This is a genomic window from Streptomyces sp. NPDC014889 (genome assembly GCF_043081205.1).
Classification (GTDB): domain Bacteria; phylum Actinomycetota; class Actinomycetes; order Streptomycetales; family Streptomycetaceae; genus Streptomyces.
Map to the genome: position 1 here is coordinate 102,374 of NZ_JBIBWH010000001.1, position 17,220 is coordinate 119,593.

General features: G+C 73.6%; 16 protein-coding genes and 1 pseudogene. 4 read left to right on the plus strand and 13 right to left on the minus strand.

Annotation, left to right across the window (positions count from 1 at the left end):
* Positions 1-11 precede the first annotated feature (11 nt).
* Entirely contained in the window at positions 12-1,376 is a 1,365-nt protein-coding gene (gene proP / locus ACF09J_RS00470; RefSeq protein WP_392303156.1) for a glycine betaine/L-proline transporter ProP, read from the minus strand.
* Positions 1,377-1,790: 414 nt separating this feature from the next.
* On the opposite strand from proP, the gene ACF09J_RS00475 reads away from it, so the two are divergent.
* Entirely contained in the window at positions 1,791-3,881 is a 2,091-nt protein-coding gene (locus tag ACF09J_RS00475) for a bifunctional glycosyltransferase 87/phosphatase PAP2 family protein (RefSeq protein ID WP_392303157.1), read from the plus strand.
* Between the two features lie 272 nt (positions 3,882-4,153).
* Here the strand turns inward: ACF09J_RS00475 and ACF09J_RS00480 are convergent, their stop codons facing one another.
* Positions 4,154-4,642: a DUF3515 family protein gene (locus ACF09J_RS00480; protein WP_392303158.1), complete on the minus strand. Its 489-nt coding sequence runs from the start codon at positions 4,640-4,642 to the stop codon at positions 4,154-4,156.
* Between the two features lie 397 nt (positions 4,643-5,039).
* Here ACF09J_RS00480 and ACF09J_RS00485 point away from each other — a divergent pair, with 397 nt between their 5' ends.
* Together ACF09J_RS00485 and ACF09J_RS00490 are read left to right on the plus strand one after the other, a co-directional pair.
* A complete protein-coding gene (locus ACF09J_RS00485) occupies positions 5,040-5,543 on the plus strand; it encodes a hypothetical protein (RefSeq protein WP_392303159.1) in 504 nt (167 codons plus the stop codon).
* A complete protein-coding gene (locus ACF09J_RS00490; RefSeq protein ID WP_392303160.1) occupies positions 5,540-6,121 on the plus strand; it encodes a TlpA family protein disulfide reductase in 582 nt (193 codons plus the stop codon). The genes ACF09J_RS00485 and ACF09J_RS00490 overlap by 4 nt, the downstream gene beginning before the upstream one ends.
* A gap of 357 nt (positions 6,122-6,478) precedes the next feature.
* Here the strand turns inward: ACF09J_RS00490 and ACF09J_RS00495 are convergent, their stop codons facing one another.
* Both ACF09J_RS00495 and ACF09J_RS00500 read right to left on the minus strand, forming a co-directional pair.
* Complete coding sequence (locus ACF09J_RS00495) at positions 6,479-7,123, minus strand: response regulator (protein ID WP_392303161.1); 645 nt, start codon at positions 7,121-7,123, stop codon at positions 6,479-6,481.
* Positions 7,111-8,385 carry a histidine kinase gene (locus ACF09J_RS00500; RefSeq protein WP_392303162.1) on the minus strand — a complete coding sequence of 425 codons (1,275 nt, stop codon included), beginning with the start codon at positions 8,383-8,385 and terminating at the stop codon, positions 7,111-7,113. Before ACF09J_RS00500 ends, ACF09J_RS00495 begins: the two co-directional genes overlap by 13 nt.
* Positions 8,386-8,569: 184 nt before the next feature.
* Between ACF09J_RS00500 and ACF09J_RS00505 the strand changes: the two genes are divergently transcribed.
* Positions 8,570-8,989, plus strand: coding sequence for a hypothetical protein (locus ACF09J_RS00505; protein WP_392303626.1), 420 nt, complete (start codon positions 8,570-8,572; stop codon positions 8,987-8,989).
* A gap of 3 nt (positions 8,990-8,992) precedes the next feature.
* Here the strand turns inward: ACF09J_RS00505 and ACF09J_RS00510 are convergent.
* From ACF09J_RS00510 to ACF09J_RS00550, 9 genes and pseudogenes are all read right to left on the minus strand, one after another.
* Positions 8,993-9,217, minus strand: a pseudogene (locus ACF09J_RS00510) (ATP-binding protein); the annotation flags it as partial.
* A gap of 266 nt (positions 9,218-9,483) precedes the next feature.
* On the minus strand, positions 9,484-10,017 hold the full coding sequence (locus ACF09J_RS00515) for a PH domain-containing protein (protein ID WP_392303163.1): 534 nt from the start codon (positions 10,015-10,017) through the stop codon (positions 9,484-9,486).
* A gap of 62 nt (positions 10,018-10,079) precedes the next feature.
* Positions 10,080-10,763, minus strand: a complete 684-nt coding sequence (locus tag ACF09J_RS00520) for a YoaK family protein (RefSeq protein WP_392303164.1) — start codon at positions 10,761-10,763, stop codon at positions 10,080-10,082.
* Between the two features lie 81 nt (positions 10,764-10,844).
* A complete protein-coding gene (locus ACF09J_RS00525) occupies positions 10,845-11,264 on the minus strand; it encodes a transglycosylase SLT domain-containing protein (RefSeq protein WP_392303165.1) in 420 nt (139 codons plus the stop codon).
* Between the two features lie 347 nt (positions 11,265-11,611).
* Complete coding sequence (locus ACF09J_RS00530) at positions 11,612-12,508, minus strand: ECF transporter S component (protein ID WP_392303166.1); 897 nt, start codon at positions 12,506-12,508, stop codon at positions 11,612-11,614.
* On the minus strand, positions 12,505-14,190 hold the full coding sequence (locus tag ACF09J_RS00535) for an ABC transporter ATP-binding protein (protein ID WP_392303167.1): 1,686 nt from the start codon (positions 14,188-14,190) through the stop codon (positions 12,505-12,507). The genes ACF09J_RS00530 and ACF09J_RS00535 overlap by 4 nt, the downstream gene beginning before the upstream one ends.
* Entirely contained in the window at positions 14,187-15,323 is a 1,137-nt protein-coding gene (locus ACF09J_RS00540; RefSeq protein WP_392303168.1) for a CbiQ family ECF transporter T component, read from the minus strand. Before ACF09J_RS00540 ends, ACF09J_RS00535 begins: the two co-directional genes overlap by 4 nt.
* Positions 15,316-15,981: an SCO2322 family protein gene (locus ACF09J_RS00545; protein WP_392303169.1), complete on the minus strand. Its 666-nt coding sequence runs from the start codon at positions 15,979-15,981 to the stop codon at positions 15,316-15,318. The genes ACF09J_RS00540 and ACF09J_RS00545 overlap by 8 nt, the downstream gene beginning before the upstream one ends.
* Positions 15,978-17,210, minus strand: a complete 1,233-nt coding sequence (locus tag ACF09J_RS00550) for a prenyltransferase/squalene oxidase repeat-containing protein (RefSeq protein ID WP_392303170.1) — start codon at positions 17,208-17,210, stop codon at positions 15,978-15,980. The genes ACF09J_RS00545 and ACF09J_RS00550 overlap by 4 nt, the downstream gene beginning before the upstream one ends.
* Positions 17,211-17,220: the final 10 nt, after the last annotated feature.

The window sequence follows — 17,220 nt, forward strand, 5'->3', positions numbered from 1 at the left end:
GTCGGGGAGGGTCACGCCTCCACGGACGGCGCCGAGCCCGGCAGCGGACGGCCCGCCGACTCCGCCATGAACCAGACCGCCGCGCCGCCGATCAGCGACGCCGCCATCATGTAGTAGGCGGGCATCATCAGGTTGCCGGTCGCGCCGATGAGGGCGGTGACCACCAGCGGGGTCGTCCCGCCGAACAGCGAGACGGAGATGTTGAAGCCGATCGACAGCGAGCCGTAGCGGACCCGGGTGGGGAACAGCGCCGGCAGCGCGGACGGCATCGCGGCCGTGAAGCAGACCAGGAGCAGGCCCAGGGCCGCCATGCCGAGGCCCACCGCTACCAGGCTGCCCTGGCGGATCAGCAGCAGCGCCGGGACCGACAGGAACAGGAAGCCCGCGCAGCCGGCGGCGATCACCGGACGGCGCCCGACACGGTCGGTCAGCGCGCCCGCGAACGGCTGGACGATCATCATCAGGGCCATCACGCAGAGCACGACCAGCAGGCCGTGCGTCTCGTCGTACTTGAGCACGCTGGTCAGATAGCTCGGCATGTACGACAGCAGCATGTAGTCGGTGACGTTGAAGACCAGCACCAGGCCCACGCACAGCAGCAGGGCCTTCCACTGGCCGGCGATCATCTCGCGCAGCGGCACCTTCCGGCGGCTGGACTCGCACCTGTCGGCCTCCGCCGCGAACGCCGGGGTCTCCTCCAGACGCATCCGCAGATAGAGGCCGATGATGCCCATGGGGCCCGCGATCAGGAACGGGATCCGCCAGCCCCAGGAGGTCATCTGGTCCGAGGACAGCAGGGCCGTCATCAGGGTGACCAGGCCCGCGCCGCCGATGTAACCGGCCAGCGTGCCGAACTCCAGCCAGCTCCCGAGGAAGCCGCGCCGCTTGTCCGGGGCGAACTCGGCGATGAAGGTGGACGCCCCCGCATACTCGCCGCCGGTGGAGAAGCCCTGCACCAGCCGGGCCGCGAGCAGCAGCAGCGGCGCGCCGACGCCGATCGTCGCGTAGGACGGGATCAGGCCGATCGCGAAGGTGCCCACGGCCATCATGATCATGGTGAAGGCCAGCACCTTCTGGCGGCCGATGCGGTCGCCCAGCGGGCCGAAGACCATGCCGCCGAGCGGGCGGACCAGGAAGGCCGCGGCGAAGGCGCCGAACGTGGAGAGCAACTGCGCCGACGGGTTGCCGGAGGGGAAGAAGACCTTGCCCAGCGTCACCGCGATGTAGCTGTAGACACCGAAGTCGAACCACTCCATGGCGTTGCCCAGCGCGGCGGCCTTCACGGCGCGCCGGACGAGCACCGGGTCGGTGACGGTGGTGTGGCGGCTCTTGGTGAGAGAGACGGACCGGGGTGCGGTGACGGTGACTGCTGACAAGGCTTCGCTCGCCTGCCTTTCGACGGGGACAGGGACCCGGCCCGTGCGGCGGCGCTGACGCGGGGGCCGGATACAGCCCACCTCGGCAGGCCGAAAATCGACCATACGACTGTTGATGTCCGTTACGCACGGTACGCACGTCGGTGCATACTGCACCTAAATGTGCAGTGTCCAGGCACTTAGCCCCCGCACGGACCGTGATCGGCCGTTCCGCACTGTGATCCTTCTCGCGCCCGGCCTGAGGAACCGAACCCGCCGCGGACTGTCGTCATCCTGACAAAAGGCGAGCGGACGACAGGTGAATCGGGGGTTGCCGCGTCCTCTCCGGGGGAGGGGCGAGCCTCTCCGGGGTCGGCGAAAGGGTTCCCGGCGCGGGAAGAGCGCGGGACGTACGGGGCGGGAGGCCGAAGGGGCGTGGCGGATGCGCAGCACAGTGGGGGAGCGGCGGCGGCGCTCGGAGCGGCGGCGGACCCTGTCACGGCGCGCCTGCACGCGACCCGCCTCGGTCTGTGGCTGATCGCCGGGACCCTCGCGATACGGCAGGTGGCCGCCGTCCTCACCACCCCGCGCGGCAGCCGGCTCACCGACCTGGAGACCTGGGTCGGACCGAGCGGAGTCCTGCACGTCAAGGGGTCGCTGTACGAGTCGACGCAGTTCACCGGCACCCCGTTCGGCGGTCTGGTGCTCAAGCCGCTGACCAGGGCAGCCGAGCAGGCCCTCGGCTGGGGATGGACCTTCGGCACGCTGCTGCTCGTGGTCGCCCTCGGGCTGATCGCCGCCCGCGCCCTGCCCGATCCGGTCGGCCGCCGCACCTCCCTGCTGGCAGCGCCCGTCGCGATCAGCCTGCTCATGCTGTCGCTGCCGGTGCGCAACGCGCTCCGGCTCGGCCAGACCAGCATCATCCCGGTCCTGCTCGTCCTGCTCGGCTGCTTCGTCGTGCGCGGGCAGCGGGCCGGCGGCGCGCTGATCGGCCTCGCGGCCGCCCTGCAGCCCACGGTGCTCCTCTTCGTACCCCTGCTGTGGTTCACCCGGCGCCGACGGGCCGCAGTGTCCTCCGCCGTCACGTTCGCCGTGTGCACCGCGCTGGCCTGGGCCGCGATGCCGCACGACTCCTACACCTACTGGGTGCACCATGTGGCGGGCGTGGGCCTCGGCGGCCGCGCCGACGCCCTCGCCAACCAGTCCCTGCACGGCGCCCTGCTGCGGCTCGGCCTGACCGGCCCGCTGGAGACAGGCCTGTTCCTGCTGCTCGGCGCGGCGGTCGCCGTGCTCGGCCTGCGCCGGGCCGTGCGCTACGCCCGCGACGGCCAGCTCCTGCTCGCCGTCGCCATCACCGGCTGCGCGGCGATAGCGGTGTCGCCCACCACCTGGCAGCACCAGCTCCTGTGGGTGCTGCTCGCGGTCGTCGGCCGGGTCGGCCGCCGCGCCTCCGACCGGTACGTCTGGCCGGTCGCCGTCATCCTCGTCATCACCCTGCCGGCCCAGATGATGCTGCCGCACATGGCGGTCCTGAACCCGCTGCGGGACAACGTCGTCCTGCTGGCCGCCCTCGCCGCCGCGACGGCCGTGCCGTTCCTGTCCCGCGCCTCGGAGCACTACGCCTCACCCGTCCCCACCCCGTACGCGCCGCCGGTCCCCGCCCGCTTCCGGCGGGTCCCCCTGCTGCCCTTCCTGCGCCGGGTCCTCACCCGCCCGAACCTGCTCCTGCGGGTCCCCCTGCTGCCCTTCCTGCGCCGGGTCCTCACCCGCCCGAACCTGCTCCTGGAACTGCTCCTCATACGTGTCACCTACGCCGCCTACCAGCAGGTCCGCCTCGCCGCGACGGGCGGCACCATCTCCGGCGGCCGGGCCCGCGCCGAGCGGCACGGCGACGAGATCCTCTCCATCGAGCGCTTCCTGCACATCGACATCGAGCACGCGGTCAACCACGCCGTGGTGAAGATCGGCTGGCTGCGGGACTTCTTCGACTTCTACTACGAGTCCTTCCACTTCGTCGTCCCGCTGACGGTCCTCGGCGTCCTCTACTGGCGCCGCCCGGTCGACTACCGCTGGGCCCGCGCGGCCCTCGGCTTCGCCACGCTCCTCGCCCTCGTCGGCTTCTGGCTCTACCCCCTGGCCCCGCCCCGCCTGATGCCGGCCCTCGGCATCATCGACACGGTCCACGGCGTCCAGGACTTCTCCCAGCCGGACTACGGCACCCTGACGGCCCTGACCAACCAGTACGCCGCGATGCCGTCCCTGCACTTCGGCTGGTCGCTGTGGTGCGGCGTGGTCATCGCGGTCGTCGCCCCGAAGTGGTGGATGAAGGCCCTCGGCCTCCTCCACCCCCTCTGCACGGTCTCGGCCATCGTCGCCACCGGCAACCACTGGGTGCTGGACGCGGTCGGCGGCGCGATCGTCGTCGGCGCGGGCTTCGGGCTGACGTACCTGCTCTCCGGCCCGCGCGCGGCCGGCGTACCCGCCACACCGGAGAGGCAACCGACAGCCGAACCCGCCCTCCGCTGACGAGCCGCACAACGAACGGCCCCGTTGGGTCACGGAAGGCGTCCAGAGCGGACGCAGGCCGCGATCGTCGCCGCTCTGGCCCACGACGCGTTGTGCCCGGATCCGGCGTGCGCGCGGCACCTGGCGAGGGTTCCGGTTCCGGGGCAGAGACGTCAGTCCTCCGCCGCATAGCCGCATGGCGGCACAACTGCACAGCCGTACAAGCCTTACAGGAGTACGGCCGTGCAGAGGAGGCTCTGTGCCCGTCCGTCATCGGACGGGCGCGGGGCCGGTCACTCCGCCGCGAGGCAGTGGGACGCCGGCGGGATGGGGGCGACGAGCCTGGAGAGGTTCACCAGGGCGGCGTCGGTCTTCGTCGCGCCGTCGAAGACCACCTGGGTGGCGGGGGTGCGGCCGTAGGTGACGACGACTTTCCTGCTGCCGGCGGACTGGGCCAGGTCGATGACCCAGTCCACGCCGTCGACCGCGAAACACGGGTCGCCGGTCGGCCCGGGAGGGGTGACTCCGCAGCGCAGCACGATGTCGCGGTCCCCCCAGACGGTGATGCCGGGAAGGTCGCTGTCGCGGCGGGGAAGGCCGCCGAGCGACGCGGGGGCGGCGGCGGTGATGCGGTGGCAGTGCGGGGCGCCGGAGGCCTTCGCGGGGCGTATCCCGGCGTCGGCACCGGTGTCGGCGAAGGTGCAGGCGGTGAGGGCGGCGCCGGCGGCGACGACGCACACTCCCGCGATCAGTGCGGGCCGCGAGCGGCGGGTGGAGGGCATGCTCGGGGTCGTCTTCCCGGGGCGGGGGCGGCTGGGTCGGGCGCAACGGTAAGGCATCGGTACGGACGCGGTTGACGCGGCCCGGGTTCATGTCCTTTCAGGCATTGCCTCTTTGGACACCTCCCCAACGGACGTGGTGGCGACGGTTGTTCGTGCCTAGTGCCGCGCAAGCAGATCGACTGTTCAGGATGAGCAGCCTGCTGTGCCTGTCCCAGCCGATGTGCGAGCTCGGCACGATCGGCAACAACGGCGGCTACTGACCCCCGAATCCGACCCCGAATCCGACCCCGGGGCCGGCGCCCCGGCCCCGGTCACGGTCGTCGGGGCACGGGCAGGACAATGATCGGTGAAGCGGGTCGCCACTGCGCGGGCGGCCCGTGACCAAAGGGGGAATGACGTGACTGTCACCTGGCGCAGCGCCGTGTCCTACGCGCTCACCGTCGTAGTCCTGTCCTGGCTGACCGGGGTGGCCGTGGACCTGGCGTGGACGACCGCTTCCGGCGGCGGACTCGGGGGGTGGGTCTCCCTCTGGGTGAAGGACCCGTGGAACGCGGTCTTCGTCGTGGCTGCCACCGCGTCCCTGACGCTGACCAGGGGTCTGCTGGCCGCGCTGCCGCGCTGGCGCGTGGTCCTGGTCGACGGGTCCGTCTACCTGGTGATGCTGCTGGCCTGCTCGGGGCTGTCGGCGTGGGCCGGTGGCGACGCCCCGGCGGACATGGCGTGCATGATGGCGGTCTACGCGCTGTTCACGCTGCAACTCCCCGCGGCGTGGCTGCTGTGCGTGTGGCGGACGGGGCACCTGGAGGTCGTGCTCAGCCGGGCCGGATGGAACGGGACGCACGGCGAGCACAAGAACCACAGCGACCACGGGGACGACCAGCGGGAGGCGACCGGGCGATGACGACGACCCGACGCCCGTACGCGGCCGTGGTGGTGGCCGTCGCCGGTGCAATCCTCGTCGGCTGCTCGACCCCGGACCCGATCGGCGACACCACCCCCGGGGAGCAGCTCACCAGGATCCTGAAGGAGGGCGAGCGACCTGCCGCTCCCGACTTCTCCGGCACCTCCCTGGAGGGCGACGAGATCCACCTGTCCGACTACCGGGGCAAGGTCGTGCTGGTCAATGCCTGGGCCTCCTGGTGCGGTCCCTGCCGGGCGGAGGCGCCCGAGTTGAAGAGGATCCAGGAGAAGTGGGGCGGCCGCGGCGTCCAGGTACTGGGGCTCGACAACGACGGCAACCGAGCCGATGGACTCGCCTTCCAGAAGGAGTTCCGTCCCGGCTACCCGTCCCTGCACGATCCGGCGGGCAAGCAGGCCCTGAGGCTGCCACACGGGTTGGTGAACACGCAGACGCTCCCGTTCACGATCGTCATCGACCCGGCCGGAAAGGTGGCGGCGACCCGCATGGGAGCGGTGACGGAGCCGCAGATCGCGAAGGTCATAGCCCCGCTGCTGGCCGCCGCGGGGCCCCCTTCGTGAGGTCTGGACCGACGCGTCCACCATGCCGACGCATCCATGACAGTCACGCGCTTCGGGACGGTCACCGTGCGCGGATTCTTGGTCAGGGTCACACTCGCCGCCGTACGCCGTGATCCTCAACAACCACACCAGCACGACGCGTTGGTGCTGCGGAGTGGACGGCAACGAACGCTGGAACGCGAGCCGGTCCACCGAGGCCTGGGAGAACGACTGGGTGTTCATGGCGCCGCTACCGGGACGACCACGAGTACCTGGCCGGAATCGCCCGCACGGGGCGCCTGGCCTCCAGTCGCACCCCGGACGCCCTCTACTGCCGGAAGCTGAACTGAGGGGCGCTCCCTCATGCCGGGGGACTTCTCACGCCGAGGCCAGGAACCGCAGTACCGCCAGCACCCGGCGGTGGTCGCCGTCGGCCGGGGGCAGGTCGAGCTTGGTGAAGATGCTGTTGATGTGCTTGGCCACCGCGCTGTCCCCGACCACCAGGGCCTCGGCGATGCCCGCGTTGGAGCGGCCTTCCGCCATCAGACCGAGGACCTCGCGCTCCCTGGGCGTGAGCCGGTCCAGCGGGTCGCTGCGGCGGCGGAGCAGAAGCTGGGAGACCACCTCCGGGTCGAGCGCGGTGCCCCCGGCGGCCACCCGGCGCAGCGCCGCGACGAACTCCTCGACGTCGGAGACCCTCTCCTTGAGCAGGTAGCCGATCCCCCGGTTGTGGTCGGCGATCAGGTCCGCCGCGTAGCGCTCCTCCACGTACTGGGAGAGCAGCAGGACCGCCACGTCGGGCCACTGCCGGCGGATCACCAGCGCCGCCCGCACGCCCTCGTCGGTGAAGCCGGGCGGCATCCGGACGTCGACGACCACCATGCCGGGCCGGTGTTCCTCCACCGCCGCCAGCAGCGCCTCGGCATCGCCCACCGCCGCCCCCACTTCGAAGCCGGCTGCCTCCACCACCTTGACCAGGCCGATCCTGAGCAGGACCGAGTCCTCGGCGATCACGGCGCGCACGGCAACTCCACGGTGACGGTGGTGGGCCCCCCGACGGGGCTGTCGACCGAGAAGGTACCGTCCACCGACCCGGCACGCTTGGCCAGTCCACTCAGACCCGTGCCCCGCCCGCTGTCGGCGCCGCCGGGACCGTCGTCCACGACGACGATCCGCAGCACGTCGTCCCGCCGGTGGATCCGGACCTCCGCCTGGGTGGCGCCCTTCGCGTGCCGGGCGACATTGGCCAGCGCCTCCGAGACGACGAAGTAGGCCACGGACTCCACGGTCGGCGAGGGGCGTTCCGGCAGGTCGACCGTGAGCCGCACCGGCACCGGGGAGCGGGCCGCGATGCCCGAGAGCGCGGCGTCAAGACCGCGGTCCTCGAGGACGGCGGGGTGCAGACCGCGGACCAGGGTGCGCAGCTCGGCGATGGCCTCCTTGGCCTCCCGGTGGGCCTCGTCGATGACCTGGCGGGCCTCCTCGGGCAGGTCGGGGAGAGTGGCCCGGGCCAGGCCCAGGTTGAGGGCGAGGGAGACCAGCCGCTGCTGGGCGCCGTCGTGCAGGTCGCGTTCGATGCGGCGGCGCTCGGCGTCGGCGGCGTCCACCACCCCGGCCCGCTTCTCGGTGAGGTCGTCGACCCGCAGTTGCAGCCGTTCGGCGCGGCTGGGGCCGAGCAACCACAGCGCGGCCCGCGTGTCCGTGCGTACGGCGGCCCCGGTGAGCCAGCAGGCGAGGAGCAGCAGCAGAGCTCCGGTCAGAGAGAAGAGGGAGATCTCGAACAAAGTGCCCCCCTTGATGCGTGCCTCCGGTGGCACCAGCCATATCCACAGCAGGACCGTGCCGAGCCCGGTGCCCACGACCCAGCAGAGCAGGGCCAGCACGGTGCCCGCGGAGGCCCAGGGCCCCGCCAGCAGGTGGTAGCCGACCATCCGCCACGTTGCCGCGGACCGCAGCCAGGCCATGACCGCCTGCGGACTGCGGCGCCGCCCGGCGGGCGGCGCGGGGATCCGTATCCCCAGCCGCACCTGGAATCTCTTCCGCTGCGCCCTGGAGAGCGCGCCGCTCATCAGCGCCATCACGAGAACCGGGACGAAGAGGGCGGCCTGGATCTCGACGAGGCTGACCGGCACGAACAGCAGCCACGGCTCCGCCAGCACCAGCAGGCCGACGAGGTGCAGCGGTATCCCGGCCACGGCGAACACGGTGTTCGCCCGCAGTTCGGCGGCCCGCCGCGCGACGGCGGCCCGGCCGGGCAAAGGCCGCGGTGCGGCGGTGAGAGGCATGGCCACACGGTATGCGGCCGGTGGCTCCGGGGGCCATGGAGCCTGTGGGAGGGCCGGCGGTGTACCTGGCTTCACCCCCGGTTCGTACACAGACGTTACCGACGGCGCCTCCCGGGCCGGACAGGGTTGGTGGCGGGATCCGGCGCCGGGCCGGAGCGGAGAGGGGAACGGGACGGTGGCCTCCATGGAGCTGCGCGGCGCGGTGGACCACGGGCCGGGGGAGCCCGGTCGGCGGCAGCGGTGGGCGAGCGCGGCCCTGGTGGTGGCCGGCCTGGCGCTGCTCCCGTGGCTGCTGGTGCTGGCGGGGTGCCTGCCCGGCGGTTCCGGGCCGGTGCGGTGGACCATGGCGTGGGTGGGTCTTGACGCGCTGGAGTCACTGGGGCTGGTGGTGACGGGGCTGCTCCTGGCCCGGGGGGACGCCCGCCGCTGCGTCACCGCCGCGGCGACCGCGGCTCTGCTGGCGACGGATGCCTGGTTCGACACGACCACGGCGTCGGCGGGCGAGGCGGGGACCGCCCTGACGATGGCCTTCTGCGCGGAGCTGCCGCTGGCGGCGGTGTGCGCGCTGGTCGCCTGCCGAGCCCTGCCAGGACGGGGCCGGTGAAGCGGTCCTTCCGGCCCCTCCGCGCGGCTCCACGCCCCACTTGTCGGTCACGGCGTCGACCAGCAGCAGTCCCCGTCCGCCCTCCGCCTCCGGCGACAAGTCCAAGGGCGCGGAGGGCAGTTGCGGCGACCCGTCCGTCACCTCCACACGGACCCCATCCGTCTGCCGCAGCACCAGCAGCGTGCAGCGCCGGTCCGGGACATGCCGTACGACGTTGGCGATCAGCTCGGCTCTTCTGGTCCGTGCTCAGCGAGACCGTGCTGCACCAGAACCAACCAGCGTCAACGTCCAGGTCCTGCCGCGCTTTCGCTCAGGGATTCGGCGGAGTTGATCCGGCGCGTGATGAGGGGGACCAGGGCGCTTCCTGCGTCGAGTGTTCGCCGCTCGGCGCCCTGGCCTGGCGCAAGTCGTCGTACAGCGGTGACCAGGCAATCTCCGCGCCCGCCGTCTTCACCGAGTTCCTGTCGTGGGCGGCTGCGGACGCCGACTGATCGTCAGCCGGCGACCGGCGGCACCTGCCCGCCCCACTGGTGGCTGCGCTGCTCGTTCTCCACGGCCTCGTAGATCAGGCCCTGGAGGCCCTCCGGGTCCGAGACGTGCTTCAGTTCCAGCATTCCGTGCTCCGAGGCCGACTGGACGGTCAGCGTCCCCTCGTGCAGGATGCGCTCCCACAGCGTGGCGCGGAACTCGACGTCGTTGACGCGGGTCAGCGGGATGCTGTGCCCGGTCTTCGTCAGGAAGCCGGTGCGCACGGAGACCCGCTTCGTCGTGACGATGTAGACGGTGCTGCGCCAGATCAGCAGGGGCCGCAGCCAGAACCAGACGGAGATCACCACCGCCACGCCCAGCACCACGTAACGGGCCACGGTGCCCCAGTCCTCGCCGGACGGGATCACCCACGCCAGCGCGCCCGCCACGGCCCAGACGAGGACGAGCACGACGAACTCGCCCACCATCTGCGTCCAGTGCTGGCGGGTTGCATGTATCAGTTCCTCGTCATCGGCCAGATGACGGTCCACGTTCACCATGGGCGGCATCCTGGCACATCAGGTCCCGTATGAGTACGGCCCCTCCCACCCCGGGGAAGGCGTCATTCGCGTCCCGACGTCACCGCCGCCAGGATGCCCGCCATGGCCGCCGCGAGCAGCAGCGGGATGCCCAGGTCGTGGTGGACGACCAGCCAGGCGCCGAGGACGGCGCCGGCCAGCATCGCGATCACGGAGGCCGTGCGGCGCGGGGAGCGGCGGCCGGTGCCTCCGCCGGCCCTGGAGTCGGCGGCGAGACCCGTCAGGGTCCTGGTCAGGACGGTGGTCGTCAGGTCGGGCACGTTCAGCTTGACGACCGTCGCGTTGCGCAGGCCCATCGCGAAGGCGGTCAGGGCGATGACGGAGTACACCATGGCCTCCGTGCCCGGCGCGGCGAAGGCGACGGCCGCCGAGGCCGCGACCAGGACGGCCTCCGCGGCGAGGGTCACCCTGGCCCAGGTGCGGCGCGAGCCGGTGCCGTAGCGCAGGGCGACCCGGCCGCCGACCGTCGCGCCGACCAGGAAGCACACCAGGGAGGTGGCGGTGTGCGAAACCGAGAAGCCCGGCGCCCCGGCGGCGGCGAAGCCGAGCACGACCACGTTGCCGGTCATGTTGGCGGTGAAGACGTGTCCGAGCCCGAGGTAGCTGACCGCGTCGATCAGTCCGCTGACCACGGTCAGCCCCAGGAGCACCGCCACCAGACGCAGTCCGCGTGCCTCGGGGTCCTCCGGTGGCGGGTCCGTCTTCATGGGGTCAGGAAAGCAGAACCCGGGGGCGGTGGCGGCCGGACACGGCGAAGGCGGCGGCCCGGTGCCGGCGGCGGGGCCGACTCAGTACCAGCCGTGGGCCTTCCAGAACCTCCAGGCGCCGGCCGGGCTGCCGTAGCGGGACTTCATGTACTTCAAGCCCCACTTGATCTGCGTTCTCGGGTTGGTCCGCCAGTCGGCGCCGGCCGAGGCCATCTTGGACGCGGGCAGCGCCTGGACCAGGCCGTAGGCACCGGAGGAGGCGTTGGTGGCGCGGGGGTTCCAGCCGCTCTCCCGTTCGACGATCCGGCTGAACGCGTGGAACTGCACGGCGTCCGGGATCATCCGGCGCGCGGCCGCCTTCGCGGCGGCGGCCGAGTGCCGCGGGGCCGCGTGGGCGGGGGCCGAGGTGAGGGCCAGGGCGGCGGCGGTGGCGGCGGCCACGGCGGTGGTGGCGAAGGCCTTCTTCGGGGTGGCCGTGGCGTGGAGGGCGGAGACGGGCATGGAGGACCTCTTACGTCGGGGACGGGGAATCGCGGGCTGCCGTGCACCACGGGGTGTGGGGCGGGGCGTGCCCTCGGCGCTCCGGCCCGGTGCGGGCCGGAGCGCCTGGCGACGCCGTACAGAAAAGCAGGCGGGAATCCCGTCCGCAAACACCCCCTTTTGCTGGTTTCCGTCGCGTTTGTGATGCTCCGTGTGGGTGTGGGCGGGCTCGCAACGCACAGGTCAGGGCCCTGGCTGCGCGTACATGCCAGGCCGGGCGGGTCGCGGTCCCGGCTCGTGGGCGACCCAGCTCATGTGGCGGCCTCACCGGGCGTGTCACGGTCGGCGTACGCGGTCGCAGCGACCGGTCACGGCGAGGGCGCCTCGAAGGTGACCGGGGTCTCGAAGGCGGCCCGGCGGGTGGCCCGGCGCAGCGCGCGCAGGACGGCGTGGCCGAGGACGAGGGTCAGGACCACGGTGACCGAGGCCCGGCCCAGGTCCCAGCCGAGCGAGGTGGCCAGGCAGTACGCCACGAACCGGGCCAGGTTGGCGGCGATGTCCGCGTGCGGGTCGAAGGCGATGGAGGAGGCGAGGGTGCCCATGAAGGGCCAGCCCGCGAGGTTCATGACGGTGCCGTAGGCGAAGGCGGCCAGGAAGCCGTAGAGCGCGAGCAGCAGCAGTTCCGCGCGTCCGCGCAGCCGGTCGGGGCCCGGCAGCAGACCCGCGCCCATGGTGAACCAGCCCATGGCCAGCATCTGGAACGGCATCCACGGGCCCACCCCTCCGGTGAGCAGCGCGGAGGCGAACATCGTCACCGAGCCCAGGACGAACCCGAAGCCGGGCCCGAGCACCCGCCCGCTCAGCACCATCAGGAAGAACATGGGCTCGATGCCGGCCGTCCCGGCTCCGATCGGGCGCAGCGCGGCCCCGGTCGCGGCCAGCACTCCGAGCATGGCGACGGCCTTCGGGCCGAGTCCTGACTCGGAGATCGTCGCGGTGACGACGGCGACGAGCAGCACGAGCAGACCCGCGAACAGCCAGGGCGCGTCCTGGGCGTGCGCGCTGAGCTGCGAGGCGGGCGGGGCGAGGAACGGCCAGCCGAACGCGGCCACGCCGACCGCGCTGACCAGGGCGAGCGCGGCGAGGGACCGGGGGCCGAGACGAACGGCCCGCACCCGGGCGCCCGCGCGGCGTATCTTCTCGTCGGCCGGACGGGTGTTTGGTCCCGCGGAACGGGTCTCCGCGCCGGCAGGGCGGGCCGTCATGCCAGCGCCTCGCGGACCTGGGTGGCGGTGAGCCACCGCTGCGGGGCCAGGATCTTGGTGACCTGCGGGGCGAACGAGGGGGAGGACACCACCACTTCGGCCGTCGGACCGTCGGCGATCACCTCGCCCTCGGCGAGCAGCACGACCCGGTGGGCGAGTTCGGCGGCCAGCTCGACGTCGTGGGTGGCGAGCACGATGGCGTGTCCCTCGGCGGCGAGCGCCCGCAGCAGGGCGACCAGGCGGGTCTTGGCGCCGTAGTCGAGGCCGCGGGTCGGCTCGTCGAGCAGCAGCAGGGGCGGGCGGGCGGCGAGCACGACGGAGAGCGCGAGCGCGAGGCGCTGGCCCTCGGACAGGTCGCGGGGGTGGGTGCCGTCGTCGACGCCGGGCAGCAGCTCGCGGACCAGGGCCCGGCAGGTGCCGGGCGCGGCCTGCGCGTCCTGGTCGGCGGCCGCGCACTCGGCGGCGACCGTGTCGGCGTACAGCAGGTCGCGCGGCTCCTGCGGGACGAGCCCGACCCGCCGCACCAGTTCGCGGGGCGTCGTGCGGTGCGGGACCGCGCCGCCGACCCGGACGCGCCCGGCGGACGGCTGGACCAGTCCGACGAGCGAGCCGAGCAGCGTGGACTTGCCGGCGCCGTTGCGGCCCATGAGCGCGACGGTCTCGCCGGGCGCGAAGGACAGGTCGACGTTCCGCAGGGCCTGGACGCCGGCGCGCCGTACGCCGAGGGAGTGGACCTCGGCCATGGGCGCGTCCGCCGGGACGGACTCGGGGGCGGGGGCGCGGCGCAGCCGCCACCGGGGGGCCGGACGGGGTGCGGGGACCGGGACCGCTGCCGTCGGTGCCGTCCCGGAGCCCACGGGTTCCCGTCCGTCCAGCCGCTGTCGCAGGTCCGCGGCCCGGCGGCGGGCGTCCCGCACGGTCAGCGGCAGCGGCGACCAGCCCGCGAGGCGGCCCAGGTCCACCACCGGCGGGTACACCGGGGAGACGGCCATGACGTCCGCCGGGGCCCCCAGCAGCGGGGCGGAGCCCGGAGCGGGCAGCAGGACGACCTGGTCGGCGTACTGGACGACCCGTTCCAGGCGGTGCTCGGCCATGAGGACCGTCGTGCCCAGGTCGTGCACGAGCCGCTGGAGGACGGCGAGGACCTCCTCGGCGGCGGCCGGGTCGAGTGCCGAGGTCGGCTCGTCCAGGACGAGGACCTTCGGGTGCGGGGTGAGGACCGAGCCGATCGCGACCCGCTGCTGCTGGCCGCCGGACAGGGTGGCGATGGAGCGGTCGCGCAGCTCGGCCAGGCCCAGCAGGTCCAGCGTCTCCTCCACACGCCGCCGCATCACGTCCGGGGGCAGGCCCAACGACTCCATGCCGTAGGCGAGTTCGTCCTCCACGGTGTCCGTGACGAAGTGCGACAGCGGATCCTGCCCGACCGTGCCGACGACGTCGGCGAGTTCGCGCGGCTTGTGGGTGCGGGTGTCCCGGCCGGCCACGGTGACCCGGCCGCTCAGGGTGCCGCCGGTGAAGTGCGGCACCAGTCCGCTGACCGCGCCCAGCACGGTGGACTTGCCGACCCCCGACGGGCCGACGAGGAGGACGAGTTCACCCTCGGGCACCTCGAAGTCGACGCCGCGGACGGTGGGTTCCACCGCTCCGTCGTAGGTGACGGAGACATCCTCGAAGCGGATCACGACGGCTCCTTGGGGGCGGGACGTGCGGGTGCGGCGAACGCGGGGGCCAGACCGAGGAGTACGGCGGCGGCGGGCCACAGGGGAAGCGTGGGCGCGACGAGCGGGACCACGCCCGGGTGCAGGGCCTGGGGATCGCGGGCGGCGGCGAGCGCCAGCAGGGCCGCGACCAGCGCGCCCGACCCGGCGACCAGGCAGGAGCGCGGGTTCCAGGAGTCCGGGCGGTAGCGGGTGCGCGGGGAGCGGCGTCCGCCGAGCCACAGTCCGGCCAGGGCGGCGGCGACCCCGGCGAGCAGCACCGGCAGCCCGTAGGTGCCGCCCTCGGCGGTGAGCAGCCCGTACGTTCCGGCGCAGACGCCCAGCAGACCGCCGAGCGTGAGCACGGCGGTGGTGCGGCGGACGGCGGGCGCGACCTCGGCGGTACGACCGTAGCCGCGGGCGTCCATCGCGGCGGCGAGAGCGACGGAACGCTCCAACGCGCCCTCCAGGACCGGCAGTCCGACCTGCACCAGGCCGCGGACGCCCCGGTCGGGACGGCCCCGCAGCCGGCGGGCGGCCCGCAGACGCCGGCCGTCGGCGACCAGGTGCGGGGCGAAGGTGAGCGCGACGACGACGGCGACCCCGGTCTCGTACAGGGCGCCGGGCAGGGACTTCAGCAGCCGGGCGGGCGCGGCGAGGGCGTTCGCGGCGCCGACGCACACCAGCAGCGTGGCCAGCTTCAGCCCGTCGTACAGGGCGAAGACGACCGCCTCGGCCGTGACCCGGCCGCCCAGGCGGATGCCCTGCGCCCAGTGCGGCAGGGGGACTTCGGGCAGGGAGACGAGCACGTGCGAGCCGGGAACGGGCGAGCCGAGCACGACGGCGAAGACCAGGCGGATGACGAGGACGGCGAGGGCGAGCCTGACGAAGGCGGTGTAGGACCGCGCGGAGGGCGTGTCGGGGCGGCAGCTCACCACGACGTAGCCGGAGACCGCCAGCAGCAGGCCGAGCAGCAGGGGATTGGTGGTGCGGGTGGCCGCGGTGCCCAGGGCCAGCGCCCACAGCCACCAGGCGCCCGCGTGGACACCGGCGGAGCCGCGGGCGGGTGCGCCGCCGGAGCGGCCCGCCCGCCCGCGGCTGCGCACGGCGTCACGCATCCCTGCGCCGGCGCGCCTGCCAGACGGCCGCCGCGGCCAGTACGACCACCACGGCACCGCCGGCGAGGAGGCCCACCGAGGGGCCCCCGTGCGACTCGTCCCCGGCCGGCTGCCCGCTCTCGCCCGCCGCCGGCTGCTCGCTCCCGCCCGCCGTCACCTGTTCGCCGCAACCCTTCCGCGGGTAGCCGGCGATGGCGCACAGCAGGGCGTTGGCGTCGTACCGCAGCGGTTTCGCGACGGCCGCCAGGGCCTCGGCGGTGGTCGCGTCGGACGGCACCCGGGCGCACTCCGTGCGCGGCGCCGGCGGGGTCTCGCCCGCCGGGGCGTCCGCCTGGACGCCGAAGTCGAGGACGAGCGCCACCCGCTTGCTGCCCTTCTGGGCGGGCGTCTTCGCGCAGATGGCCGCGAAGTCGGCCGTCCCGCGCGGCTTGCTCGCGTCCTGGGAGTCCTCGCTCACCGCGAAGCGCAGGCCCTGCACGTCGCCGTCGGAGGGACGCGCGGTCGACGGGCCCTCGGTGGCGTACACCCACGTGCCGCCGTCGCGGTCCCAGAAGGACCAGTACCGGTAGCCGGTGGCCTGGGCCTGGCCGGCGCCGGCCACCAGCAGGAGCGCGGCGGCGAGCAGCGGTGCGCACAGCGCCCGGAGCCGGCGGGTCACGACTGGCCCTGCTTCTTCCGGCCGCTCAGCAGGAACCCGATGCCGATGCCCGCGACGAGGAAGACGCCGACGGTCCACCAGACGCCGAAGGAGGAGTCGCTCTTCGCGGAGTCCGTGGCGTCCTTGCCCTCGGCGGCCCGCGGCGCCGGTCCGGTGGCGTTGAGCCGCTGGATCAGGTCGACACCGCCGAAGTCACGCGGGTCGGCGCCGGCCGCGCGGGCCGCGAAGACCAACTGGGCGTAGGCGGCGGGACCGCTCTGCTTCGCCCATGCCTCGGAGTTCTTCTCCAGCCACTTCAGCGGCTTCTGCGCCTGCGCGGTCCCGCCCTGCACGGCGAGGGCGACGACCGTGTCGGCGGTGTTGCCGAAGTCGGGCTGGTCGGTGGCGCCGGCGAGGGAGGAGGTGAGGTGACCGTCCTTGGCGACGGCCTGCGCGAGGTACGAGGCGCCGTTCGCCGCGGCCCGGTCGGGGGTGGGCCTGCCGGAGTCCTCGCAACGGGCCGCGCCGCCCGCGTCCTTGCCCTTGCCGCCGGCCTCGGGGGCCATGCCCTGTCCGAGCGCGGCGACGACGGCGGCAGCCGTGGCGTCCGCGTTGGCGTCGAGCTTGCCCTTCTTGTCCGGCTGGTAGGCGAAGGCGCCGGCCCCGTCGCCCGAGCACGGCAGGGCGAAGGTGAGCAGGGCGTCGTAGGGGGACTTGCCGTCCTTGACGACGCTCTCGGGCTTCTGCCCGGCGGCGGCGAGCGCGCCGATCACGACCGAGGTCGAGTTGGTGTCGCTGGGCCCGCCGGGCGTGTACCCCCAGCCGCCGTCCTTGTTCTGCACGGACTTCAGCCACGACAGCGCCTTCGCGGTGACCGTGTCGTGGCCGCCGAGCGCGGCGAGGGCCTGCACGGCGGCGGCGGTGCTGTTGGTGTCGACCATCACCTTGGCGTCGCAGGCCTTGCCCGGCTCGGCGCGGAAGGCGGCGAAGGAGCCGTCGGCGCACTGCTGCCCGGTCAGCCAGTCCACGCCCGCGGCGGCGGGCCGTACCCCCACGGTGTGCTGAGCGAGCAGCGCGACGGACTGCCGCCAGACGCCGTCGTACTGGGGGTCGGTCGTGCCGTAGAGCCCCGCCGGAAGGGCCGGCGAGGACGGGGACGGGCCGGCGGACGCGTCTGCGACGGCGGGGGCCGCGCCGCCGATCACGGCGACGGCTGCGGCCAGGGCCGCGGCGCTGCGGCGGAAGTTCATGATCGGCGGG

Excerpts from the sequence above, each read along its gene's own strand:
- ACF09J_RS00480 (WP_392303158.1), bottom strand. The coding sequence starts at position 4,642 with ATGCCCTCCACCCGCCGCTCGCGGCCCGCACTGATCGCGGGAGTGTGC.
- ACF09J_RS00490 (WP_392303160.1), top strand. The coding sequence starts at position 5,540 with ATGACGACGACCCGACGCCCGTACGCGGCCGTGGTGGTGGCCGTCGCC.
- ACF09J_RS00500 (WP_392303162.1), bottom strand. The coding sequence starts at position 8,385 with ATGCCTCTCACCGCCGCACCGCGGCCTTTGCCCGGCCGGGCCGCCGTC.
- ACF09J_RS00505 (WP_392303626.1), top strand. The coding sequence starts at position 8,570 with ATGGAGCTGCGCGGCGCGGTGGACCACGGGCCGGGGGAGCCCGGTCGG.
- ACF09J_RS00515 (WP_392303163.1), bottom strand. The coding sequence starts at position 10,017 with ATGGTGAACGTGGACCGTCATCTGGCCGATGACGAGGAACTGATACAT.
- ACF09J_RS00520 (WP_392303164.1), bottom strand. The coding sequence starts at position 10,763 with ATGAAGACGGACCCGCCACCGGAGGACCCCGAGGCACGCGGACTGCGT.
- ACF09J_RS00525 (WP_392303165.1), bottom strand. The coding sequence starts at position 11,264 with ATGCCCGTCTCCGCCCTCCACGCCACGGCCACCCCGAAGAAGGCCTTC.
- ACF09J_RS00530 (WP_392303166.1), bottom strand. The coding sequence starts at position 12,508 with ATGACGGCCCGCCCTGCCGGCGCGGAGACCCGTTCCGCGGGACCAAAC.
- ACF09J_RS00540 (WP_392303168.1), bottom strand. The coding sequence starts at position 15,323 with ATGCGTGACGCCGTGCGCAGCCGCGGGCGGGCGGGCCGCTCCGGCGGC.
- ACF09J_RS00550 (WP_392303170.1), bottom strand. The coding sequence starts at position 17,210 with ATGAACTTCCGCCGCAGCGCCGCGGCCCTGGCCGCAGCCGTCGCCGTG.